The 22,952-nt window shown below is 66.7% G+C and carries 17 protein-coding genes and 1 tRNA gene; 5 read left to right on the top strand and 13 right to left on the bottom strand.

The annotated features are described in order from the left end of the window. Positions 1 to 111: 111 nt before the first annotated feature. Complete coding sequence (locus tag Mal64_RS02035; protein WP_146396302.1) at positions 112 to 1,182, bottom strand: Gfo/Idh/MocA family protein; 1,071 nt, start codon at positions 1,180 to 1,182, stop codon at positions 112 to 114. A gap of 426 nt (positions 1,183 to 1,608) precedes the next feature. After that, a complete protein-coding gene (locus Mal64_RS02030) occupies positions 1,609 to 2,205 on the bottom strand; it encodes a Maf family protein (protein ID WP_146396299.1) in 597 nt (198 codons plus the stop codon). A 128-nt stretch (positions 2,206 to 2,333) separates the two neighbouring features. Here Mal64_RS02030 and Mal64_RS02025 point away from each other — a divergent pair, with 128 nt between their 5' ends. Then, positions 2,334 to 3,026: an RluA family pseudouridine synthase gene (locus tag Mal64_RS02025; RefSeq protein ID WP_146396296.1), complete on the top strand. Its 693-nt coding sequence runs from the start codon at positions 2,334 to 2,336 to the stop codon at positions 3,024 to 3,026. 12 nt (positions 3,027 to 3,038) lie between these two features. Here the strand turns inward: Mal64_RS02025 and Mal64_RS02020 are convergent, their stop codons facing one another. The 8 genes from Mal64_RS02020 to Mal64_RS01985 all read right to left on the bottom strand — a co-directional run bounded on the left by Mal64_RS02020 (position 3,039) and on the right by Mal64_RS01985 (position 14,738). After that, on the bottom strand, positions 3,039 to 4,553 hold the full coding sequence (locus Mal64_RS02020; RefSeq protein WP_146396294.1) for a hypothetical protein: 1,515 nt from the start codon (positions 4,551 to 4,553) through the stop codon (positions 3,039 to 3,041). Continuing rightward, positions 4,550 to 6,853 carry a hypothetical protein gene (locus Mal64_RS02015; RefSeq protein ID WP_146396291.1) on the bottom strand — a complete coding sequence of 768 codons (2,304 nt, stop codon included), beginning with the start codon at positions 6,851 to 6,853 and terminating at the stop codon, positions 4,550 to 4,552. Before Mal64_RS02015 ends, Mal64_RS02020 begins: the two co-directional genes overlap by 4 nt. A 38-nt stretch (positions 6,854 to 6,891) precedes the next feature. After that, positions 6,892 to 10,230 (bottom strand): outer membrane protein assembly factor BamB family protein, encoded by a 3,339-nt coding sequence (locus Mal64_RS02010; protein ID WP_146396288.1) that lies wholly within the window; start codon positions 10,228 to 10,230, stop codon positions 6,892 to 6,894. Positions 10,231 to 10,308: 78 nt separating this feature from the next. After that, the gene (locus tag Mal64_RS02005) at positions 10,309 to 10,839 is read right to left on the bottom strand and encodes an ExbD/TolR family protein (RefSeq protein ID WP_146396285.1); all 531 of its coding nucleotides are present in this window, start codon (positions 10,837 to 10,839) and stop codon (positions 10,309 to 10,311) included. A 59-nt stretch (positions 10,840 to 10,898) separates the two neighbouring features. Continuing rightward, entirely contained in the window at positions 10,899 to 11,387 is a 489-nt protein-coding gene (locus Mal64_RS02000) for an ExbD/TolR family protein (RefSeq protein ID WP_146396282.1), read from the bottom strand. A gap of 54 nt (positions 11,388 to 11,441) precedes the next feature. Then, positions 11,442 to 12,062, bottom strand: a complete 621-nt coding sequence (locus tag Mal64_RS01995; RefSeq protein ID WP_146396279.1) for a MotA/TolQ/ExbB proton channel family protein — start codon at positions 12,060 to 12,062, stop codon at positions 11,442 to 11,444. Positions 12,063 to 12,150: 88 nt separating this feature from the next. Beyond that, positions 12,151 to 13,032 (bottom strand): hypothetical protein, encoded by an 882-nt coding sequence (locus tag Mal64_RS01990; protein WP_146396277.1) that lies wholly within the window; start codon positions 13,030 to 13,032, stop codon positions 12,151 to 12,153. A 47-nt stretch (positions 13,033 to 13,079) separates the two neighbouring features. Next, entirely contained in the window at positions 13,080 to 14,738 is a 1,659-nt protein-coding gene (locus tag Mal64_RS01985) for a prenyltransferase/squalene oxidase repeat-containing protein (protein WP_146396274.1), read from the bottom strand. 226 nt (positions 14,739 to 14,964) lie between these two features. Between Mal64_RS01985 and Mal64_RS01980 the strand changes: the two genes are divergently transcribed. From Mal64_RS01980 to Mal64_RS19580, 3 genes are all read left to right on the top strand, one after another. After that, a tRNA-Phe gene (locus tag Mal64_RS01980) sits at positions 14,965 to 15,037 on the top strand. Between the two features lie 261 nt (positions 15,038 to 15,298). Then, the gene (gene galK, locus Mal64_RS01975) at positions 15,299 to 16,489 is read left to right on the top strand and encodes a galactokinase (protein WP_146396271.1); all 1,191 of its coding nucleotides are present in this window, start codon (positions 15,299 to 15,301) and stop codon (positions 16,487 to 16,489) included. Between the two features lie 613 nt (positions 16,490 to 17,102). Beyond that, a complete protein-coding gene (locus Mal64_RS19580; RefSeq protein ID WP_197525347.1) occupies positions 17,103 to 17,261 on the top strand; it encodes a hypothetical protein in 159 nt (52 codons plus the stop codon). 80 nt (positions 17,262 to 17,341) lie between these two features. Here Mal64_RS19580 and Mal64_RS01970 read toward each other — a convergent pair whose 3' ends face one another. Together Mal64_RS01970 and mgtE are read right to left on the bottom strand one after the other, a co-directional pair. Next, the gene (locus tag Mal64_RS01970; RefSeq protein ID WP_146396268.1) at positions 17,342 to 18,301 is read right to left on the bottom strand and encodes a hypothetical protein; all 960 of its coding nucleotides are present in this window, start codon (positions 18,299 to 18,301) and stop codon (positions 17,342 to 17,344) included. A 743-nt stretch (positions 18,302 to 19,044) separates the two neighbouring features. Continuing rightward, complete coding sequence (mgtE, locus tag Mal64_RS01965) at positions 19,045 to 20,475, bottom strand: magnesium transporter (protein ID WP_315852742.1); 1,431 nt, start codon at positions 20,473 to 20,475, stop codon at positions 19,045 to 19,047. A 372-nt stretch (positions 20,476 to 20,847) separates the two neighbouring features. Here mgtE and rnc point away from each other — a divergent pair, with 372 nt between their 5' ends. Continuing rightward, the gene (gene rnc / locus Mal64_RS01960; protein ID WP_231993557.1) at positions 20,848 to 21,636 is read left to right on the top strand and encodes a ribonuclease III; all 789 of its coding nucleotides are present in this window, start codon (positions 20,848 to 20,850) and stop codon (positions 21,634 to 21,636) included. 81 nt (positions 21,637 to 21,717) lie between these two features. Here rnc and Mal64_RS01955 read toward each other — a convergent pair whose 3' ends face one another. Next, positions 21,718 to 22,668 carry a hypothetical protein gene (locus Mal64_RS01955; RefSeq protein WP_146396263.1) on the bottom strand — a complete coding sequence of 317 codons (951 nt, stop codon included), beginning with the start codon at positions 22,666 to 22,668 and terminating at the stop codon, positions 21,718 to 21,720. Between the last annotated feature and the right edge of the window lie 284 nt (positions 22,669 to 22,952).

Below are 22,952 nucleotides of genomic sequence, written 5' to 3'. Positions count from 1 at the left end.
GGTCACGTGGCGGAGGTGTTTTTGTAGGGGATAAGGGACTGCCCATGCAGGCGTCGACCCGGGCCGCCTCGCCCTTGCCGCACACGCCTAATAGGCAGAACCTGCGAGAGTCTAGGCCGATCGGGGCTGCGGGTCAACGAAGGCAGCCGCCTCGGGCGGGTCTGCGGTAAGTTCCGCCCGCCGGCCCTCACGGCAGCTGCGCTCGGCAGCCAGCACAATCGTTAAAGCCCGATAGGCGTCTTCCAGGCTCGACGACCGCAGCACCAGACTCGAGACCGACCGGTGGAACTGCATCAGCAGCTGCTCGCCCACCGGACGCTCGTGCTCGAGCGACTCGGTGTGCTGGCCGGCGGCGTCGAACCACACCAGCCGCGACGGCAGGTCGATAAACGCGATGCCGTGCTCGCACACCACCTGCATGTCGGCCGGGCGGCGGAACGCCGTCGCCTCGGGCCATTCTTGGGAAACGTAGTTGCCGCAGGCGATTTGCGCCACCGGGCGGGGGGTTCCCGGGGCCCCTTCCGCGAACTCCAGGGCCATCAGCGAGTAGTCGTCCGAGCCGCTCTGTTGTTCGGAAACGGCGGCTGGCCCCGGCAGGTCGGCCTGATGGCTGAGGCCCGTGACGCTGGTCGCTTCGCGGCCAACGACGTAGCGGCACCAGTCGACCATCTCGATCATGTGCCGCTTGGGGATGGTCCGCGTCGCGGTGTGGGTGCTCGTGTGCCGCTGGTTGCAGAACACCAGCCGCGGCGCGCCCAGTCGGGTGGCGATGAGCTCCTTGAGCCGCACCGTGGCGGGCGCCAGCCGGTGCGGCAGCTCGGCCATGAAGGTGACGCCCGAATCGAGCACCCGCCGCCGCAAACGCCGGGCCTCGTCTTGAGCCAGGTCGATCGAAGCGGCGCAGTAGACCGCCTTGCCGGCGTCGCAGGCCGCCTCGATCGGCAGGGCGCCGAACCAGCGGGCCGACAGCAGCATGACCGCGTCGATGTCGTCGCTAGCCGCCAGGGCTCGAAAACCGTCGACCGGCCGGGCTCCCAGCTCTTGGGCCACCTGCTGGGCGCGGTGGGCGATCGGGTCGCACACGGCGCGGATCTCGTAGCGGCCATCGAGTGCCCGGAACGCGGGCCAATGCCGCGCCGACCACGAGGGGCCGAGCCCCACCAAACCCACGCGCAATTTCAAAACCCGGCGCCTCCTGAACAGGGTGTACCTCAATAGGCCTTCTTCGGCAGCGGCAGGGACGGCGCAACAGCCGCCAGGCGCCAGCCCACCGCAAGCAGTATAGCCCCTCGCCCCACCGCAACCCAAGCGCTGGCGCCGCCCTAGAGGCTGGCTAATCCGGAGCAATCAAGGCGAGTTTGAGGGCCACGGGCCGGTCAGCGGCCCACGAAAGGGGGATATCAGCACCGCATAACGCTTGTGTTCCCCCCACGCGAGGAGGGTAGATGAATCGCTCTCACGCCCAAAGTGCTTGCGACATAGTCCGCTGCCGATACCGCCAGCATCGATTCAGCCACCCCTTGGCGGCGATACTCGTTTTCAGCAAGACCTCTACTCCGCTGATCGATTCTTTGTCGGCCTTCGAGTGCTCTTGTGACAACGCGTGCCTCAAGTGTTGTTTGGGGAAGTCGGCTCGCACCCCACCGAGGCAAGCAACACAGCGACGTGCTCCATCGGCAGCCCCACCACGTTCGATTCGCTGCCTTGCACCACCCGGACAAAGCCGAGGCCGTCCTGGTAGCCGAAGCCGCCCGCCTTGCCTCGCCATTTCTCGCTGCGGACGTAATCCTCGATCCACTGGTCGGTCAGCTCGTCCATCGCGAGCGAGGTCTCGACGATCTCCTCGGTCACCGCTCCGCTCGCGTCGCGGAGCCAAACGCCCGTCAGCACGCGGTGCTGGCGGCCGCTCAATCGCCGCATCATGGCGGCGGCGTGCGGGGCGTCGGCCGGTTTGCCGATCGGTTGGCCGTCGACCTCGGCCACGGTGTCGGCCGCCAGTACGACTCGCGGCGCCGAACTGAGTTGCTCCGCGACATCAAAGCCCTTGAGTCTCGCCGAGGCGGCGACCAGTTCGCGGGCGTCGCCCCCGACGGCCGGCTCGACGCCTTCACGCGCGGCGAGCACCTCAAACCGGTAGCCGGCTTCTTCGAGCAATTGACGGCGCCGTGGCGAGCCACTGGCGAGGATCAGTTGGGGCTGCGACATTAGGAGTGGTCTGCTGTCGGTGGTTGGTTGGGGCTGTTAGCTTTAAGCGGTTGGCCGTTAGCAGAGGTACGCGACGGCGAAGCCGTCGCTCTGGCTGACCGCTAACGGCTAAATGCTCACAGCAAAAAATGCGTGTTCTCTACGAAGATAACCACCTGCTCGCCATCGCCAAACCGGCGGGCCTGCCGACGATGGGCGCCGGGCCCGATGTCACGACCCTGCTCGACGAGGCGAAGGAGTACGTCCGCGTCAAGCACAACAAGCCGGGCAACGTGTACCTGGGCATCGTCAGCAGGCTCGACGCCCCGGTCACCGGCGTGGTGCTGATGGCGCGCACGTCGAAAGCGGCGGCGCGGCTGTCGGCGGCCTTCCGCGAGCGACGCGTCGAGAAGCGGTACCTGGCCTTGGTCTGCCCGTCACCCGAAGAGCCCGAGGCGACACTGGTTCACGCCCTGCGTAAGGACGAACGCAACCGCCGGGTCCACGTCACGGCGGAGACCACTCCCGACGCCCAGCGTGCCGAATTGTCGTACCGCACGGTCCACGACCGCGGCGACCGGGCGTTGCTCGAGGTGCGGCCCATCACCGGCCGCAAGCACCAGATCCGCGTGCAACTTGCCAAGATCGGCGCGCCGATCGTCGGCGACCGCAAGTACGGCAGCCAGGAGGCGCTCGCCGAAGGCGTGGCGCTGCACGCTTGGCGGCTGGTAGTGGAGCACCCGGTTCGCCGAGAGCCGATCGAGTTCGTCTGTCCGCCGCCCAAGGGCTGGGCCAAGGCTTACGGGGCGGCGCTCGCTGGGGCGTTGGCGGGATTAGACTGAGGCGACGCTCGGTCACTCTCCAGCGGGGGGAGCGGGTGAGTTGGCGGGCGAACTGGCTTGGCGGTGCGCTTGGGACAACGCCTCCTTGATCTCGAGCGACGCGCGAGCGTCGAGATAGATCGCCAGCACCGCGCGGGCGTCTTCGAACATCCGGTCGACGCGCCGCTGCACGTGCGGGTCCTTCGAACGGCATTGCTGTTCGGCTGAATCGATCATGCGGTTGAACTGCGGCCGCCCGGGCAACGCGTCGTAGTTCTGCATCTGGCGATCGGCTTCTTCGAGCGCGTCCTCTTCGATCAGGCTGCGGATGTTCGCTTCGAGAAGCTTGCGTTGGGCGACTTGGTCGATGAGTGACTCCTCGATCGCGCTGAGCTTGATCTTCGCCGTAAGCCGCGGCCGCTCGTCGGGCAGACGGACCAGAAGCTCGTGGTCGACGCCGGGGGCCACGGGGAGGATCGCCACGGTCTGATCTCCCGCCACGAGGAAGACTCGGATCACAGGCTCATCGCCGGTGATCGTGATCTCGCCGAGCGAGTTGCTCACGCCGATCGGCACGGGCTTACGCGTCGCTTCGTCTCGTACGATCGCCGTGTAACCCGGCAGAGGCGTTTCGGCAGCGTCTTTGGTGACGAGTCGCAGCGTGGCTTGACCGCCGTCGCCGTGGGCGGCCAGGGCGATTTGTTCGACGCCCCCACGACGCCGGGCGCCAAACGGGCGGGGAGAGTTGCTATAGATCTTTGCCGACTGGCTGTGGCTCTGCCCGGCGTCGCCTTCCGAGGGCTCGCTTTCGCCGGCGTCCGCGGGGGGCTCGAGAGTCAACAAATACGTCCACGGTGTTGGTTGCGTGCTCTCATCGAGCGGCACACCGTTGCGATCGGTTTTCTGCAAGAACGGTTTGAAGACCACGCCGGAGCCCGCCTCGGGACGCACTCCCTTGAGGCCCGCCATCGACGCGCCACGGTACGCCAGTCGCACTTGGCTCGAGTCATTCGAGTCGAGGTCGAATCGCGCCAGCCGAGCAAACACCTTGCGGGTCAGGGCCGACAGCCGGATCGGCGTCTCGTCGATCGCCACCACCTCTTCACGGACAGGGGCGCCCCACAATAAGAGCGTGTGATCGTACTCGCAGGCCATCAGCTCAACGCCCCGTGCGGTCTCACGGACGCTGAGGATCCAGGTTTTGTCGGGCCCCGCCGGTGGAGACCAGTCGGGTGACCCGGCGGCGGAGTCGTTCATCTCGGCGATCACGACCCGCGCTTCAAGGCCAGCCGGTTCGGTCTCTAGCCGCCAGAGGCTCCCGGCGTTGCGTCGCACGTCCTGCTCGAACACTCGAGTCGTTTCCGCAGCGAACCGATCGGTTGCGACGCTCGGCCCTTCGAAAGCGAGCACCGCCCGCACGCGGTACGGCGCCAGCCGCCAAAGACGCGACTCTTCAGCGCCGGTGGTCGTGGCCGTGAAGGCGGCAAGTGCGACGCCGAGGAGCAACGCGGGCCGGGACGAGCGTATTAGGGGAATGCGGCTGATCACCGAGCGCCTCGCGAGGTGTTGAGGCGCCAACCGGCGGAATTCTCGTACAGCCGCACGCACTCCGGATCGACGCCGCCTAGCTCTTCTCGGTAGGCGTAGTGGTCCACGGTTTGCCATAGCGGCACGTAAGGCAGCTGGTCGTGGGCGATCTCGTGAATCTCTTGCATTGCGAGGTTGACTTCGGTCCAGGCGTCGGCGTTGTCGAGACGGTCGAGCGCCATCCGCATCGCGGCGCCGCAATCAACCCCCAACCCCTCGGGACCAAGCAGATCGGCCACCGCCGTGAGCGGTTCCTCGACGCTCAACTCCGCGTAACGCAGGTCGTAGGGAACAGCGCCCGATAGCAGGCTCTCGACGTTCGCCTCACGCAGCTCGATCTCCACGCCGGCCGCCGTCATTTGAGCGCGGATAAGCTCGCAGGCCCGCAGGGCGACGGGGCCCGTGTCGTGAGCCAGAACGATAGGCTCCTTCATGGCGGGCGAACTCCCGCCGGCGGCTTTCTCGGCTTTGGTTCGCGCAACCGAAGCCAGGATCGCCGCCAGCTGGGGCGTGAACGAGCGCGGCGAGATCCGCTCGCTGTAGGCGTAGCGCAGCGGGTCGGTGAGCGAGGCCCCCGCGGCGAAAGGCCCGCTGGCCGCCTGGTAGCCCTCCAGCGACACCCGGCCCCCCGATAGGTTGGTGACAAACCGCTCGCGGCTGATCCCGTAGCAAAGAGCGCGGCGGAATTCGGAAGTGAGCACATCGGCCCGCGCATCGGGCGATACGACGAGCGCGTGCAAGGTGGGCAGCCGGTAGGTCCCAACCACCACGCCGGCGCGGTCGGTCAGCCGCTCCAAACGCCAGGGGGCGAGTTCGGAGAGCACGTGCAGACCTCCGCCCAAGAAAGCGCTGAACGCCTCGCGTTCGTCTTCAAAGCGTCTCTCTTCGATGGTCACCTCGCCCGAGCGGGCCGAGAAGGCGGCGATCGATTCGCTCCGGTCTTGGCGAACAAAAGGGGGCTTCGCTAACCCATCGCCCGTTGCGGGGGCGGTGGCCAGCGTGGCGGCCGGCTTGACGTGCGGCTTGCGCAGCCCGATCGACACCCGTGTGGGGTCTTCCATGCGGACTTCGGTGGCGATGCGACTGAAGGCGGTAATCGCTTGCTCCGAATCCGGATCGGCGAGCCTCAGCAGCCTGCGGGCGAGTGCGTAGGGGGAGAGCTGGCTGCCGTGCGTTTGAACGAAGGCGGGGTCGAAATCAATGAACAACCGGCCGCCGCTGTCGTCCGACAAGACCTCGCCGAAAACGCTTGCGTAAACACTGCCCGACGGAGGGTAGGCCTCGAGTCGCGTGATCGTGGGCGCCACGAGCGGACCCACCCGCAATGCGGCGGGGTGGTCGCAGCGGAGCTTCGGCTCGTGCGGCGCCGGGCGGAACACCCCCACGACGACCGTGGGGTTCAGCCGGTAGACCTCGTCGGCGAGCGCTTGCGCCTCGGCGGAATCGGGCTTGAGTTGTCGGGCGCGGGCGATCGCCTCTCTCGCACGATGGAAGTCTTTCTGCCCGATCGCGGCGCGGGCGGCCCCCAACTCGCGATCGACGCCTGCCTCGAAACGCTTTCGCCAAGAGTCGGATTTCGGCAGCGGCAGGCCGGTGAAGCAGGCGTCGAGCGTGCTCAGCACGCCCCGCGCGCCGCCGTAGTCACGCTGGCCGAGGTAACTGTTGAGCATCCTCAGCGAGATCGCGTCGACCGCCGCCGTGAGGCCGGGGGCCTGGGGGTCCTGGGCGTAAAGGCTCGCCAAGATCGCCAACGCCCGGCGGTGATCGCCTTCTTTGAAGGTGGCCACGGCCTCGAGTCGCAAGAATTTCTGGATCGTCGGCCCCAGTCCGGCAAGCCGTGGGTATCGCTGGGCGAGCCAATCGAGGTGCTCGAACGCCCCGTCGAATTCACCCTCGCTCGCGAGCCGCTGGGCCTCTTCGAGCACTAGGTTTTCAAAAAACTTGATTTCTTCGACCGCTCCCCAGCTCACTTCAAACTCTTCCGAAGGGCGGTCGGTCAGACGCAGGGAGAGCGGCTCGCTTGGACGCGGCTCGGGCATCCGCCGCGGCTCGATCGCCAGCGGGTAAACGCTCAGCTCGGCGAAGTCGTTGGCCCTGTCGAGCACCACGACGTCGTAAGGGACTTGGTCGATGAGCCGTTCGGCAGCCGGGGCGGCGCCAACGCTCATCAGCACGCCGAAGAGCAACGCCACGACGCGGGCCGATGCCGGCGGGCGGTGCGCTAAGCGACTGGCGAGTTGTTGCCGGCGGAATGGGCTCAACGGCCTGCGGGGGAAGGAGAGAGGAGATTGGAAAGCAATCAGGGGGCAACCACAGAGAGCATTGATCCGTCTTGCGCGGCGAGCAGCCACGAGTCGCCCCGGGAGACTGGACCCGAAGCGAGTGATTGGCCGAGGGTGATAGACGCGCCGGCCGCCTCGCCCGTAGCGGCCGAGTAGAGGCCGATCTCGCCGCGGTCGGTCGCCACTAGCATGCGCCCCCTGTCGTCGAGCGCCGGGGCGCCCACGGGGCGTCCGCTGGGGGCAGGCGTTCGCCATTCAACGGCGAGCGGTCCCGAAGCGGCGATCGCAACCAAGTCGCCCTCGGCGGCGCCGACCACGAATCTCTCGCCGATGGCGTAAGGCCCCCAAACCACGGGGCCAACATCGACGACGCCCTCGGACTGGAGGCCAGCCAAGGCTAGCCTCGCCAGGCGTCCGCCCTCAAGGACCACCGCAACCGAAGCCCCGGCGACCGCGGCGTCGGAGACCACGCGCGCCTCCAGGTCAACGCTCGCCAATTCAACAAGACCGCGCGCCGGGCCGTCGTTCAATCGCAACAAGCGGACGACGCCCGTTGCTTGGGGAACAACGAATTCGGGCCGATCGGGCCCGGCTTGTTGCGCGCCGAGCCAAGCGGCCGGAACGCCGGGCTCAGCCGGCGCCTGGAACGGCGCGGCGACCGGCATCCCGCTTTCGTCCAACAAGCAGATTTGGCCTAACTCAAAAGACGCCAGCCACGCATCTCCGGCGGCGATCGGCCGACAGGCCAGGGCGTCGTCCAGCGTGTGCCGGGTCGATCGGGGGCCGCTGGCGTCGAAGGTAACGGTGGTGATTCGGTCGGAGCCTACCTTGGTAAACACCATGGCCCCGTTCGCGAGGGTGATCGCCGCGTCATAGCGTGACGAGTCATGGGGGCCCAGCGGGAGCGGCTTGCCTAGCGTCAGCGGGCGCCCCTCGCTGAGCGGCAGCATGGCCCCGGCGGGCGAATCGGCGCGTGGTTCGCCAGCCGGCGGCGCGGCGAGATCGGTCTCCCAGACCACGGCCCCGCTTTCGACTTCCGACGCGGCGACGGTCACCGAATCGCTGCCCCGTCGGCGGCGGGCGTGGATCAACGTGCTGCGGTGGACCTGCATCTCGCCGAGGAACTCGTCGCCGGCAAAAGGTTCCTCGATCTGTTGCACGTTCAGTTGGCTGCTCGATAGCGAAGGCACGCACTTGACCAGCCGGTCGCTAGAAATCCACAACGCCGATCCCGCTCGAATGACGTTGCGTCGCTTGACGGACGCGTTGGCCGTGGCGTTGCGGCCGGCGAGCGGCTTGAGCGGCGACGGCTCGTTCGCCGGACCGATCTCGTACACCCGGATCTCGCCCTTGTTCGTGACGTAGGTCAGCAACCTGCCCGCGATCAGCGGCGCCGTGCGGACCAGCCCCTCCATCCGTTCGGCGTCGAGCAGGCGCTCGATCACGCCGTCCGAACCCACGCCGAGCAGCATCGCCCGGCTGGTCTCCAAGCCGTCGTTCACCGCGACGGCCACGTGGTTGTGCAGCGTCACGGCAGGCGGGGCGGTGATGGCCCCCGTCTCGTGCCCCAGGTAATAAGCGCCCAGGCACTCAAAACTGTCTGCTGCGAGCGTGTAGACGATCGAATGCTCGCCTACGAGATAGACGCGGTCGCCGTCGCGGCTCACGGCGGGCGGCAGGCGTATCGGCTGGGCGAACGTGACCCGGCCCACGAGGGCGCCCTGGGCGGCGTCGATCACCAGCATCGAACCGGAAGCGGTCGCCACGAGAACGCGTTCGCCTAGCACGACGGGCGTCGTCGCGCCGACGTCGACCGACTGACGCCAACGCAGCTCGCCCGAGCGGGCGTTGACCCGCAGCAACTCGTCGGACCGCGTGTCGAGCATCAGCAAATCGTCGTCCACGGCGACCGACCGCCAGCCGCTCGCGGTGGCGCCGACGGGCCGACGCCAAAGGAGCGCGCCATCGGCCACGTTCACCCCATACGCGATCCCCTTCACGCGGATCGCGTAAACGCCCGTGTCGCGACTGACCCCTTTGACCCGTTGGTTGGCGGCCGCCGCTGCGGCGACCACGGGGCTCGCCGCTTCGAGGGTCTCCGCCGGCTTGCTGATCGCTTCGTAGTTCACCACGCCACGCTCCGCCTCGGCGGCCGCCATCAACGCCTTCTCGAGCGGCGCCGATTCGGCCAACTCGGGTCGCGAACGGAGCAGGGCGTCGTAGCGCGAGTAGGCGGTCGCCGGGTCTCCCGCCGCGATCGCCTCACGCATCGCCCCGATCGCCGCGGCCAACTCGACCTGCGCCTCGCGTCGGCGGGCGATCCGCTGGAGGGTCTCGCGGGCGGCCTGGTAATCGCGCTCGTCGCGGAGTGATTTGGGCACGTACTTGGTGTTGCTGGCCAAAGCGATCGCCTCGGTCGCTAGCTCGACGGCGGAATCGGTGGCGCCGGCGCCTGGGGCTTCGCCCGCGTCGCCCGCGTCGAGCGCCGAGGTCGCTTCGTCCGATACACGCTCAGCGATCTCGGTGAGCTTCAGCGCGATGTCCGGCAGCAAGGCCGCCAGTTCGGGACGCGCCTCGCCGAATTCCTCGATGTCCTCGACCTCGGGGAGCGAGCTTTGTGCGATCTGGAGGGCGGACGCGGGGTCGTTGTTGACCTCGACCGCCTGCCGCAGGCGGGCGAGGAACAACCGCACGCGGGCCTCGCCGATCGCGTGGTGCGACACGTGCTTCTCGACGAATCGCTCGTACTGGGCGATCGCCTGCGAGTAGGCGCCCGACTCGAACTGGGTGGTCGCGTCGAGCAGCAGCTTGTCGCCGCTCTCACGGCCCAGCAGATAGGCCATCACCGCCCCGCCGAGCACGAGCAGCACCAAGGCGCCGCCGCCCAGCAGCATCAAGGGGGAGTCGAACTCGTTGCCCTTGGGCTTCTTGAGCGTCTTGCGACGCGCCTGCGATTCGACTTGTGATACGACCGACCCCGAACTCGTTTGCGAAAGCGATGATTCGAGCTCCTTGCGTTGCGACTCGTCGAAGACGATCGATTCGTCGTGGATGTCGCTGCTCTCCGGCCGCTCGACAAAGGCGTCGAGCGTCTTGCTCGACGAGGGGGGCGGCCCTAGCGGCGCGGCCGGCGGCGGCGTCGGCGGGGGGGGCGGGCTCGCTTCTTCCTCGAGCGTCGCCAGGGCCTGGTTGACCCGGTCGGAATCGAGGTAACCCTTCTTCACCAGCAGACGCCCCAACTCGAACGGCGACACCGGCCGAGGGCTGCTCGCCACAGTGCGCAACAGGCTTTGGCGCAACGCGTCGCTGAGCGGCTCCTGGCGGTCCAGTATCTGGATGAAGTCTTCTGCGGTCATGTCCCGGTGCGGTGGGTTGGCTGATTGGGGTGGGGCGGCGGGCGGGCGGTTCGGAGGGGCGGCGGTCGTTGGCGCGGGTTAGAGATCGCCATCTTCGTAAGAGAGCAGCTGGATCTCCTCGACCCCGACCGACGAGCCGGCGTCGAGCGCCGCGACCACGTACTCGTGCGCGGCGTCGCCGTTGGCCTGCACCAGCATCTTCGGCGGGCCCGCGCTGCTGGAAAGCCCCTCGCGAGCCTCACGGAGTTTCACACGCATCTCTTGCTTGCTCGGCGCGCGGCGTTCTTCGGACCACGACGGGCTGCCGATCCAGAACACGTTGTCGCCGTCCACTCGCACCACGATCGAGTCGGCCTCGAGTTCCTCGATGGTCATCGAGGCGGCCTCTTCTTGCTCCTGCTGCGGCGGCACTTCCAGCGCCTTCTGCAACGCGAACGCCGCCGTGATCATGAAGAAGATCAGCAGCAGGAAGGTCACGTCGACCATCGGCGTCATGTCGACCTCGTCCTCCGCCGACCCCTCACGCAACCGACGCGACCAACTGGCCGGCAGGTCGCCCTCGGCGTGGTCGATGTCAGGGTCGGTGTAGAGGGGCGGGGTCGAGCTCATTGCGTGCGCTGGGGGGGCGGCGTGGCGGCCGGCGGCGTAGCGATCCGTTCGGTTGGGGGTTATTCGCTCTCGGAAACGGCGAGGTGGATCTGCACCCCGTCGACTTGCGAAATGTGTTTGATCAAGGCCGACACGTTGCGGAACGCGACGCCGCGGTCGGCTTTGATCACCACGTCGTTCTTCTTTTCACTCCGCCCCCGCGTGACCACTTCGGCAACCGCTTGCGAGCGAGCCTCCGGTTCGTTGGGCATGAGCTTGTCGGGGAGCTTGCCGTCGGCTTCGTACAGCGGCGCGCTGTCGATTCCACCATCGCCTAGCGTGAATACCACCGCCTTGAGCTGGCTGACGGGCTTGCCGTGCAGCGCCTCGGGCAGCTCGACGGCTGTCACCTGGTCGGGCACCGAACCGACGAGAAAGAAAATGAGCAGCAGGAACGTCACGTCGATCATCGGCGTGATATCGATGTCATCACCGCCATCCGTGTTGCGCTTGGCGCGCATGCCCATCCACGGGCTGGCGCTGTCGTTCTCTGGGAGGGGGGCTGGCATGGCGTGGGGCGTGCGGGGCGGGGCGGGGGGGCTCGAGTGGTTGGCGAGAAGCGGTTAACGCAGCATCTCCATCAGCCGCGTCATGCCTGTCGCCACCAGGTCCTCCATCTTGCGGATCTGCAGGGCGATCCCCTCGCGGCAGAGCAGCAAGGGGACGGCGACCATCAGGCCGAGCGCCGTGGTGATCAACGCGAACATGATGTCTTCGGCCATCTTGCCGGTGTCGACCTTCGAGCCCGTGCTCAGGTTGGCGAAGGCCCCCATCATGCCGATCACCGTGCCCAAGAGCCCGATCATCGGAGCGCTCTTGATGACCGTGGAGACCCAGCTGAGCCGGTGCTCGATGTCGGAAAGGACGTCGAGTTGGAAACGCTCGACGAGCTGCCGCTCGACCCGTTGGGGGCCCATGTCGCGGTTCTCGATGGCGAACATGGCGAGTTGCGGGAGGGCCCGGCTGTCGTCGTCACACAACGCCGAGGCGTTCTCGTAGGCCCGGGTCCGCAGCAACGGCTCGAGCTCGTTCATGAACGCGTCCTGCTCCTGCTCGTTGCGGAAGCGGGTGGTAGAGACGCGGCGCCAAACAAGAATCACACAAAAGGCGCCCCACAGGGCGACGATCGCCATGACGGTGTAGATGATGTAGCCGACCAGGGTGAAGAGGGTTTCGAACTGCATCTCGATTCCGTGGCGGGAAGGTAGGGCGCCAGACGTCAGTCGGGGCGGCCATTGAATGGGGGGAAGGGGGGAGGGCTACCGGTCACTCTCAATAATAGTCTTGCCGCTCGACGCTGAAAACAAAGCCCTTGCCCGCGTCGCGGCTGACGCGGAACACGGTGCGGCGGATTTTCTCTACGGGCTTGCCGCCCGCCTCCGCGCTTTCCAGGGCGAGCAGCTCGGCCTGAGTCTGCGGCTGACAGAACATCAGCACGACGCTTCCTTTGCTGAGAATACCCGCTTTCTTGGCCAACTGGCGGTCGAGCCCTTCGAGCGGCCCACCGGTCGAATTGAAGTACAGCCGCTTCTCTTCGGTCGGGTCGCCCGTGCGCAGGCTCGGCTTGGCTTGGCTCAGCGAAGCGGCGTAGTAAACCTTGTTGTCGCGTCCCAAGACGGCCAGCTCCATGCCGGCCGAATCGTACCAGCGGGCGTACTCGTCCAGCGACGCGGGCTCGAAGCGGATCTCCCGCTGAGGCTCCTGGACGTACGCCCCGTTCTGATTCGCTCCCGACCTGCGGTGGTCGCCGCGTCCGGAGCCGCGCGGGGTGTTCAGCTCCGTGTCTTCCGCGTCGGGGTCGTAGAGGGAGAGCTGTGAGTTGGCCGCTCCGATCACCAAGTTGAGCGTGTCTTGCAGCGAGGCGTCGACCGTCTCCAGGCTGTCCTCCGAACCGGGGGGCTCGGGATCCTCGGCGGCGCCGCGACTCGAGTCGATCGCCGCACTCGCCTCGACCGGCTGAACCGCGATCGCTACCCGCACGGTCGTGATCGAACGCGTGAAGAAGATAATCCCGATCCCAACCGTCCCCATGCCCACAAGCAGCAACAGCGCGATCAGCAGGCTCGACACGCGGTCGTAGGCGCTGACTCGGAGCCCGTTCGCGTGGCGGCTGGCGGCGGCGCCGGCGGATCGACGTCGTTTTCCAAAAGCCATCGCGGCCGGCTGGGGGGAAGGAGGGAGGAGTGGCGGGGCGGGGGACGCTACCGTGCGGCTGACGCGGTTCCGGGCGAGACCGACTCGCTCCAGCGGGTCCACGAGGCGATCGCTTGGCGTCGTTGATTCTCGTTGAAGTCGTTCGGCAGCCCGAACCCACCGATCCTGCGGGACAGCATACGCAAGGCGTCGCGCGCGGCGAGCACGACACGGCGGTCGGGGTCGGTCAGAGCATAGATCAGATCGGGCGCACGGGCCAAGTCGCCCGTCCTGCCCAACAGGCCCGCCGCGGCGAGCCTCGCCTCGGGCGAGCCGGTGCGCAGCAGCTCGGCAAGCCGGTCGGCGGTCTCGGCGTCGACTTCGCCCTCGACCAACGAGACCCCGCCGTCGGCGTAGCCGCTGGGCGTTTCGTCTCGATCGATCATGCCGATAAAGTCATTGAGCTTCACCGCGGCTCGCTCGGCCACGACCTGACCGCGACTCAGCCGCGCCTTGGAGACGTCGCTCGGCAGGCCGCGCCCGCTGACCAGAGCGCCCTCGCCGATGGTCGCACGGATGCTTTTCTTGGTCGAACGCAACAAGAACAGGACCGCAAACGCCGTGTCGACCGCCACGCCGCAGCTCTCCGACCAGCTGCCGTCGGCGCGCACCGAGCCGAGCAATTTCTGGTAGCCATCATTGTACCAATGCGGTTCGGGATCGTCCTCGCCGTTGAGCAGCTCCTCGAAACTCTTGTAACGTTCCAACGCGTAGAGGTAGTAATTGTCGTAGGTGTCGGCGTCGATCTTGTAGTTGTTCTCCATCCAATTCGCGCCGTCTTCGAGCGATTGGTAAATCCTTGCGACGGCCAACCCACGCGAGCTGAGCGGCGGCGCCTGGCGGCTTGCCGCGCCGCCGGCGTCGCGCGGCCGCAGGGCCGATGGCAGTTCCGCCGACTCCGAACCGCCGCTGTCGCCGTCGAGCGGCTCGACCGCGTCGCTGTCGACGCTGTCGAAATAGATGGGGTTGAGCACGCCAAACATGTCGGCGGCGATCAACAGGCTGCCCATCGCGGCCGAAGCCATGGTGACCGACACGCCCGATTGCGCCACCCGCCCCGAGCTCTCACTGACGGCGCCTTGGTAGCCCCAGGTGCCCGACGGGTCTTGGGTCGCCACGAGCCAGTGCGCCATCCGCATCGCGGCGTCGGGATCGATGCGGCGGTTCGCTTGGTGCGCCTCCCACAGCCCGAGGGCGCCGTACTGCGTTTGCGACGTGTCGCCCGTCTGCTTGTCGTGATAGCCCCACCCGCCGTGCGGCTTTTGCCGTTCGTACAGCTTGTCGAGGTACTGACCCAACAGGTTCGAGTCGCCCCGCCCCCGCGCCTCGCTTAGGAAGATGAGCGCTAGGCCGTTGCTGTACACATCGAGCCGATTGATCGGCTTGCCGACTTCCTGGCGGCAGGCGGCGAGGGCCTCGTCGACACGTGCGTGGTTGGGCTGCCCCGCCTTGATAAAGGCCAGTGCGATAAGGCACTTGCCACCCAAGCGGCGGTCGGTCTTGGTTTCTAGGAACTTCAGTCCCTTGTCGATCAACTCCTTGACCTCGGGCCCCTCGGGGTCGATCGCCCACGCCCGCCCCGGAGCGGCGCACGCCGCGACGACAAACGCCAACGCAAGCAGCGCAGCGCGACTAAAAAACCCAGTGGTATTGGGGGACGATTCCATCTTGTCAGTTCCGGAGCGATGGATCGATCGGGAAGGATATCCCTCAGGGATCGAGAATGCCTCCCCTCTATAAAAACCTGTTGTCGACCCGATTGCTAGGCCGAAAGGTCGTGGGGCGGCGGTTGGTCCATCGCCGCCGCGTGAAGCGACGCGGCCTCGGCACGATCGGGCGCTCTGGGAGGTGTTTACATCTGGGCGTTTCAAGCTAGGATGGCAAATTCGCGTCGGACAGGTAGCTCAGTTGGTAGAGCACAGGACTGAAAATCCTGGTGTCGGGGGTTCGACCCCCCCCCTGTCCACTCAGTAGCTTTTGCGTTGATTTCAGCCGATTCGGAAGGTTTCGGGCGGAGCCCTTGGCGTTCGCGTTGAGCGAGATCCGGGGCTTGCCGTCGGTCGTGCCACGACCGCGGCCGCCGAGACCCGTTGTCTTCTGTTCCCTCTTCGTCCGTCGGCGCCGTTTTGTTGCACGCCCCCCTAATTTGGCGGGCTTAGGCCAGCCGCTCAGGTGGCGGGGAGCCGCGGCCAATCGGCCCCCCACGCTCCGCAGCCCCCTCTCTCGCATGACCCCCGCGCTGAGCGAACTTGTCGACCGCGCCCGCTCGCTGTTCGCCGAGCGTTTTGGATCACAGGCCCGCTGGGTCGCCGCCGCTCCCGGACGCGTGAACCTGATCGGCGAGCACACCGACTACAACGACGGCTTCGTGCTGCCGATGGCGATCGACCGCCACGTGGTGATCGCCGCGGCGCCGCGTGAGGCCGGCGGTGACGCAGGCTGCGGCCCCGGCATGCGGCTCTGGAGTGAGATGACCGGCGAGACCGCCACGATCGACCCGCAGGGCCCTCTGCCCAGCGGGTTGGCCCGCTGGGCGCACTACCCATACGGCGTGCTCGAGCTGCTGCGGCAGCGCGGCGTGGCGATGGGGGCGACCGACGCGGTGCTGCTCTCGACCGTGCCGCTCGGCAGCGGGCTCTCCAGCAGCGCAGCCTTGGAGGTGGCCACCGCCACGCTCGCCGAGGCGGCGGCCGGCGCCGAGTTGGGCGTCGCCGACAAAGCCCGGCTCTGCCAGCAGGCCGAGAACGAGTTCGCCGGTGTGCCGTGCGGCGTGATGGACCAGTTCGCCTCGGCCGGCTGCAAGGAGGGCTCGCTCCTGCGGCTCGACTGCCGCTCGTTCGAGACGACCGACGTGGCGATGGCCGACCCAAACGTGGCCGTGCTCATCGTCAACAGCGGCGTGAGCCACAACCTGGGCGACAGCGAGTACCCCAAACGCCGCTCGGCCTGCGAGGCGGCGGCCACGGCGCTCGGCGTCGACGCCCTGCGCGACGCCACGGCCGATATGATCGAGTCGTCCGACAAGCTCGACGACCTGGCCCGACGCCGCGCGCGGCATGTCGTGACCGAGAACCAGCGGGTGCTCGACTTCTGCGACGCCATCGAGTCGGGCCGCTGGCGCGAGGCGGGCGAGTTGATGGTCGCCAGCCATGAGTCGCTCCGCGACGATTACGAGGTGAGCTGCCCCGAGGTCGACACGCTGGTCGAATGCCTGCTGGCGATCGGGGCCGATGGCGGCGTGCATGGCGCCCGCATCACGGGCGGCGGCTTCGGCGGCTGCGTGGTGAGCCTCATCGATCGCGCTAAGGCTGACTCGATCATCGCCAGCGCCACCCAGGCCTACCAGAAACGCACCGGCATCGACGCCGCGGCCTTCGTCACCCCTCCCTGTGCCGGAGCGGCGGTCGTCAGCGGTTAGTCCATGAGGGCATTCTGGCCAGTTGCCCCCGCGCGGCCAAAAGTATTCCAGAAAGGCGCCGCCCGAGCCTTCGCCAAAAAGTTGGCCGCGTGACACTTCACGACTTGCGTCGATCGCTCTGCGATCAGCACGGCGGGCGCAGTCGAAACGCCCGGTTGGTTGCAAAAGTTGGACCCCCTGCGGCGCCCAATTGTCTTTGTAACGCCTCTTTTACCTAATTTCGACAATCGCTTTTGAGCCAAGCGCGCAGCAGCGATTCTTGGCCACTCGCGATTTTGTCCTAAGTCGTTGCCATTAGATCGTTTAGCGGAGCCCAGCGGAGTCCGCCGAAGGCGGATAAGTCGCGCCAAACTTTTTTTGGGCCAAGGTTTGAGTCGATTCGCGTGTAAGGGTAACCACTAAGGAACAACGCCGACGATCGCAGGATAGCGCCGCAGCGCGAAGAAGGTCCCACGCGGCTGGTAAAAAAGTTAGGGTGGCTGGGTTCGCAGCCGCTAGACGTAGCCCCCAGCTTTTAGCGAGCAGACGACCCCTTGGTGATTCTCCGGGGGCTCCGCTTCGCTGCGACCCCGGGCGCCCGGCGATTAGCAACGGCGGGTCGACGACCACCGAGATGCTGCTCCTGAGGGGCCTGCAGCAATTCCTGCTGCCGCTGCACGAGGAGCAGCGGATCACGGCGACGCGTCTCGCAGCGACCGGCGCCGGGAACTGGGCGCCCCCCGACTCGCCGGGGCTCGTCGGGGCGCGGCTGGCGGCGATGCTCGTCACCTAAAAAACTGACCACATCGGCTCGGCCTTTCTGCAAGAACCACACGGTACCGGCCGAGCTTTCTGAAGCTTAAAAAGAATTGCTCAATCGCCAGCGGCCCGCTTAGGCGGGTCGAGCGAGAGGTCGTACTTCTTGTAGTAGCCTTCCAGCTCCTCGAAAAGCGGGTCCTTGGCCGTCCCAAAGACGTAGCCGCCTGGTTGAGCCGTCGGTAGCCGGAGCAGCGGGTGATCGACCTCGGGCGTCTCCAGCCCCTCTTCCCGCCGCCGCTTGAGGGACGCCAGGTACCAGACCGGCACGAGATCGAAGGGCAGGTGCTTGAACGGCGCCCATGGCGTGCCGGGACCATCGTCTTCGAAGTTGGCGCAGTGGTAATCCAGGGCGATGACGAACGCGTCGCCGAGACGGTCAGGCGTGCGCCATTCGTCGACAATCTTCTGGAACGGGCCGAGATCGCGCCCCTCGATGTAATCGGGCAACTCCCAGGCCGGTCTCGCAACCCCCTCGCGGAACAGCCGCACACAATAGGCCTCGTAATGCGCCTCGCCGTGGACGCCGCCTCTCCAAAAATCGCTTCCCAATTCATGCAGATCGGGGATTTCGACGAACCTTCGCCACGCCTCCGACAGTTCTTGGTGCCAACCGTGTTGACTGGAATAGTAAGCGTGGCACAAGGCGGAAGCGCAGTCGGCCATCTCAAACCCCAGGTAGATCGATGAATAAAAATCATCGCGTTCGATCGCCTTGACGCGCGACGCCAGATCGAACTTGGCTCGCCACAAGAACAGCTGCAAGGCTTTGTCAATGGATTCCCAGCCGCTCTGGTCGCCGTCGATCAGCGTCATCATCCCGCGGAACCCGTAGTCCGACGCCAAGTACTCGCAGCTCGATCCGAGCAAGACCGCCGAGCGAGGGTTTTCGGACTCGCCGTGCTTGCGGATGCGATCGACTGAACTCTCGAAGCTCGAAGCGAGGGCTTCGGGCTGCTTCTTCAGCACCCGGCGTAAGTGCTTGATTCGGCCGGCGATTGCCTCAGTAGCTGTCATGACGACGCCTCGATAACCAGCAAACTGCTGCTGCCGCTGCGCCTGGAACAGCGGGTCATGGCGACGCGCCCAGCCGCGAACGTTTTGGCGCCGCCCGACTCGCCGTGGTTCCTCGGGGCACGGCCCGTGATGGCTCTCGGATCAGCTGATTCAACTTCGCGTTTAACGAGCATTAAGGAGAATGAAGGGGGCAGAAATAGGGCGAAATATTCCTGGAGGATTGTATGGTAAGCGATACTGGTCTAACAGTTAGTATTCTATTGAGCTTTCGCCTCGCCGTACCTGGCTACTTTCTGAAGCAAGTTCCGGCATGCTTCATCCTCAGTGTCAAAGACCTCAATTCGATCCCGTGCGCCTCGCTCGCTGTAGTAAGTCTGCCACCGACCGTCTGGTCTTTGCTCTACACAATAGGCGTCGATTGGCAAACCGCCGGTTAGGCAGTAGTAATGCTGAGGCACGCTTCGGCGTGTTAGTTCTTTTTTCAATTCTTCAATATCCATCGCTACTTTACCTCGGGTGTCAGACAAAGGTGTCAGGAACCGTATGTGCCTTCCTTGGTCGGTCAGCAAAAGGTTCCTGACATCTGTATTTACCCCGGCGTCCTATAGTTGGGGTGGCTGGGGGCGCAGCCGCCAGGCGTAGCCCCCAGCTTTAAGCGAGCAGACGCCCCCTTGGTGATTCCCCGAGAGCTCCGCTTCGCTGCGACCCGGGGCGCCCGGCGCGTGGTGAGAGGGGAGCCCCGCTCACCCCAGCCCGCTGACCATCCAGACCGCCACGGTCATGTAGATGATGATCCCGGCGATGTCGATGATGCCGGCCACCAGGGCGTTGCTCATCAGCGCCGGGTCGAGGCCCAGTCGCTGGAACACGAGCGGCAGCACGCCGCCCGAGAGCGTTCCGCAGAGCACCACCAGCAGCAGTGTGATCGGCACGACGAGCACTTCGCCCATGGTGGGGGGGGGCGACTCGGCGGCGATCGCGACGGCGTCCGCCCCCTCGGGTAGCGCGGATCGGGTGAGCAGCACCGCGCAGAAGTAGCCGGCCGTGGCGAGCGTCGTGCCGAGGCAGAGGCCCATCACCAGCTCGCGTTTTAGCACGCGGCGCCAGTCTCCCAGGCGGACGTCGCCGTCGGTGAGGCCGCGGATCACGAGGGTGGCCGACTGGCTGCCCGAGTTGCCGCCGCTGGAGATCACCAGCGGGATGAAGAGCACGAGCCAGGCCGCCTTCTGGAAGTCGCCCTCGTAGTTGCGCAGCGCCAGGGCGGTGAGCAAGGCGGCGAAGAACAGGATGGCGAGCCACATGCCGCGCTTCCAGGCGAGGGTGAACCAGTGGGTGTCGAGGTAGCCGCCCTCGAGCGGCGCGACGCCCACGGCCAGATGGGCGTCTTCGGTCGCCTCGGCGCGCAAGACGTCGATGATGTCGTCGTGCGTGATGATGCCCAAGAGCTTGCGTTCGTCGTCGACGACGGGGATCGCCAGAAAGTCGTAGGCGGCCACTTTCTCGGCGACCGCCTCTTGGTCGTCGTTGGCGCGGACCGTGACGACGTCGCGCTGCATGAGCTCGGCGATGGGCGTGTCGGGCTTGCGGAAGTGGACCACCAGCTGGCGGGCCGAGACGAGCCCCTGGAGCCGGCCACCCTCGTCGACCACGTAGAGGTAGAAGATCGTCTCGAGGTCTTCGGACTGGTGGGCGATCTCCTCGAGCGCCTCGCGCACGGTGAGTTTCTCGCTGAGCTTGGCGACCTCGGTCGTCATCTTCGAGCCGGCCGTCCCCTCGGGGAACTCCAGCAGGCGGAGCGTCTCGTGGCGGTCGTCGCGCGGGAAGAGCGGCAGCAGCTCGTCGACCACGCTGTTGTCGACGCGGTAGAGCAGGTCGACGCGGTCGTCGGCCGGCATGTCGACCACCAGTCGGCTGATCGCCTGCTGGTCGCCCGCTTCGGCCACGTTGTGGACCACCTCGGTCTGTTTCTGCGGGTCGAGATAGCCGAACAGCTCGGTTTGCAGCTCGGGGTCGGCCGCTAGCAGCACACGCCACGACTCCTGGGCGTCGAGGCCCTCCATGAACTCGGCCACCCGGGCGGGGTGCAGGGCGCCGCAGAAATCGCGCAGCCCCTCGCGGTCGTCCGAGGCGATCATCTCGCGCAGTTCAGGCAGGTAGAGCGTGTTGAGCAGCATGGCGGCCAAGGCAAACTGACGGGTAGCGAGGGGCGGGGCGGGCGCCGGGGGCGATCGCTTCGGGAACGGTCGCGCTGGGCGGTGAGCCGTGGGCGGGGGTGTTGGGGCGGTCAACGCCTCGGCGGCGTGTTATGATCAGTCTACCTCGCGTGGGTCGCGTGCGTGAGTCCGAACGCCGCCGTGGGTTGTGGATTGACGCAACGCGACCCGGGGCTGTAGCCTCGCTCCGCTCATGCGGCGTCGCCCCCTGTGAGGAAGTGCGACGGCCGCTTCGCGAGAGGCGGCGATCGCCCGCCGCGGCCCCATTTCTCTTTTTCCTTCGGTTTCAACCTCCTTCGGTTTCAACAACCGGTTTCATCAACGATGCCTTGTGTGGACGACAACTCGCCGGTTGACTTCGGCGCTTGCGAGGAGCGGATTGGCTACGCGTTTCGTGACCGCGCCTTGCTCGAAGCGGCTCTCACCCACGCCTCGGGGGCCGATCACCGGCTCGAGTCGAACGAGCGGATGGAGTTTCTCGGCGACGCGATCCTCGGCTCGGTGGTCAGCGAGCGGCTCTACCACGGCTACCCGGAGTTCCTTGAGGGGGACCTCACCAAGATCAAGTCGGTGGTCGTCAGCCGCCAGACTTGCGCGAAGATCAGCCGCGACCTCGACCTGCAAGAGTTTCTGATTCTCGGCAAGGGGATGACCACGACGCCGGACGTGCCGATGTCGCTGTTGGCCGACGTGTTCGAGTCGCTGGTGGCGGGGATCTACCTCGACGGCGGCAACGAGCCGGCCGCCGATTTCATCCTGCGCCACATGGCGCCGGAGATCGAACTGGCCGTCTCGGGAGAGAGCGGCTGCAACTTCAAGTCGCAGCTTCAGCAGATCGCCCAGCGCGAGCACGGCGTGACGCCCTGCTACTTGATGCTGGACGAGAAGGGCCCCGACCACGCCAAGTGCTTCAAGGTCGCCGCCCAGTTGGGCGGGCGCCGCTTCGAGGCGGCCTGGGGACGCAGCAAGAAGGAAAGCGAGCAACGCGCCGCCGAGAACGCCATCTGCGAGCTCGCCGAGCCTTCGAAGGCGACCAACGACTGGTCGGAAACGATGGCGGCGGAAGACGCCGCCTGCGAGAGCCGTGCGGCCGAGGCCGCTCAAAACGACACGCCCGAGTGACGCAAGAGCGGCGCCCGGGCGTGCGGTGATCTCGATGACTCGTTGGAGTCCCTTGGCTGAGCGATCAGCCCGGGGGGCGTGTCAGTCTTGCACCGCGACCCATCCGCTGGCGCCGACTTGCGGCCCCTTCGCCGGACGGCTCGTGGCCTGGTTGCTGGCGACAGGCTGATCGGCCAGCGGGCGATGCGCGGTGCGTGTCGTGTGCGTGGCGGTGTGGGCCGTGAGGCGGCCCTTGGTTTGTCCCTCGTAAACCGCGGTCCAAACCGGCGCCGTGGGACGCTTGGTCGTGCGGTCGCTCGGCAGGAAGAGCTTGGGCGCCTCGAAGTAGGCGCCGCTCGTCTCGTCGGCGTTGTTCAGCACGCTGTCGTCCTCATCGTAGACAGGCTTGTCGAGCTGACGGTTGACCGGCACCTCGGCCTCGGGGGCGAGACTGGGCTGGTTGCTGTTGTAGTCGTAAACGCTCGACGACGAGGAAGCCGACGGGGCGCAGCTCGAGCAGCTCGAACCCGTCGCGTACGAGGGCTCGTACGACGCGGTGGTCACGCCGCACGAAGAGCAACCGGTCGAGCAACCCGAGCAGGCCGACGGGGCGTAGCTGACCGATTGGCAGACCGGCTGGAGTGTCACAGGCCGGTAGACCGACTGCACGACCGGAGCGTAGCCGGCGTAGTAGCTGACCGGGTAAGTCGGCTGGTACGCGGCGCGGTAAGCGGTCGGAGCGCCACGGTAGCCCACCGAGTATGTCGATGGCGCGTAGCCCGCCGTGTAAGACGTGGGGGCGTAGCCAGCCGTGTACGCGGTCGGCGCGTAGGAGGTGGTGTACGTCGACCGGTACGGCGAGAACAGGTTGCGCGTGAAGTCGCCCAGGTACTTGCCCGGGTACCAGCCGGTGTACTCCGTCTGTTGGTAGACGACCGGTGAGTAAGCCACGGTGGGGGTGGGGCACGTGGCGCACTGAGCGCGGGAGGCGGCGGCCAAGGGGCCGGCCATCACGGCGAGCAGCAGGGCGGCGTAGAAAGTCGTGCGGGGCATTTGTCGTTTCTCGTTGGTACGGGGGCGTACGAACCTATCTCTTAAGATCTAACTCGCAGACCACCCCCTAGGCAACCAAAAGCTCCAGACTTCCTGCAAAATGGTCGCAGATTAGTTCTGGGGGAGTTCGGCGGGTTGTGGCGGTTCGGCGGTCGGCGTGGTTTGGCCGGTCGCCGGACGAACTAACTGGCGGTCGCCTCAAAAGGGCGACACACCCGCGCCGGAGAAAAGTCGTGCTTCCTAGCTGGGCCGGTCCCGGGCCCCCGTGGCGTGTCCCACTGTAG

This window comes from Pseudobythopirellula maris, assembly GCF_007859945.1.
Classification (GTDB): Bacteria; Planctomycetota; Planctomycetia; order Pirellulales; family Lacipirellulaceae; genus Pseudobythopirellula; species Pseudobythopirellula maris.
Note: the sequence above shows the minus strand (reverse complement) of the source record. Positions and strands in the feature narration are given on the sequence as shown.

What these genes read in the sequence shown, in the direction of transcription:
- Mal64_RS19580 (WP_197525347.1), top strand. Translation starts at nt 17,103, where the DNA reads ATGCTGCTCCTGAGGGGCCTGCAGCAATTCCTGCTGCCGCTGCACGAG.
- Mal64_RS01955 (WP_146396263.1), bottom strand. Translation starts at nt 22,668, where the DNA reads ATGCCCCGCACGACTTTCTACGCCGCCCTGCTGCTCGCCGTGATGGCC.
- Mal64_RS02005 (WP_146396285.1), bottom strand. Translation starts at nt 10,839, where the DNA reads ATGAGCTCGACCCCGCCCCTCTACACCGACCCTGACATCGACCACGCC.
- mgtE (WP_315852742.1), bottom strand. Translation starts at nt 20,475, where the DNA reads ATGCTGCTCAACACGCTCTACCTGCCTGAACTGCGCGAGATGATCGCC.
- Mal64_RS01995 (WP_146396279.1), bottom strand. Translation starts at nt 12,062, where the DNA reads ATGCAGTTCGAAACCCTCTTCACCCTGGTCGGCTACATCATCTACACC.
- Mal64_RS02030 (WP_146396299.1), bottom strand. Translation starts at nt 2,205, where the DNA reads ATGTCGCAGCCCCAACTGATCCTCGCCAGTGGCTCGCCACGGCGCCGT.
- Mal64_RS01990 (WP_146396277.1), bottom strand. Translation starts at nt 13,032, where the DNA reads ATGGCTTTTGGAAAACGACGTCGATCCGCCGGCGCCGCCGCCAGCCGC.
- Mal64_RS02000 (WP_146396282.1), bottom strand. Translation starts at nt 11,387, where the DNA reads ATGCCAGCCCCCCTCCCAGAGAACGACAGCGCCAGCCCGTGGATGGGC.
- Mal64_RS01970 (WP_146396268.1), bottom strand. Translation starts at nt 18,301, where the DNA reads ATGACAGCTACTGAGGCAATCGCCGGCCGAATCAAGCACTTACGCCGG.
- galK (WP_146396271.1), top strand. Translation starts at nt 15,299, where the DNA reads ATGACCCCCGCGCTGAGCGAACTTGTCGACCGCGCCCGCTCGCTGTTC.
- Mal64_RS02025 (WP_146396296.1), top strand. Translation starts at nt 2,334, where the DNA reads ATGCGTGTTCTCTACGAAGATAACCACCTGCTCGCCATCGCCAAACCG.
- Mal64_RS01985 (WP_146396274.1), bottom strand. Translation starts at nt 14,738, where the DNA reads ATGGAATCGTCCCCCAATACCACTGGGTTTTTTAGTCGCGCTGCGCTG.
- Mal64_RS02010 (WP_146396288.1), bottom strand. Translation starts at nt 10,230, where the DNA reads ATGACCGCAGAAGACTTCATCCAGATACTGGACCGCCAGGAGCCGCTC.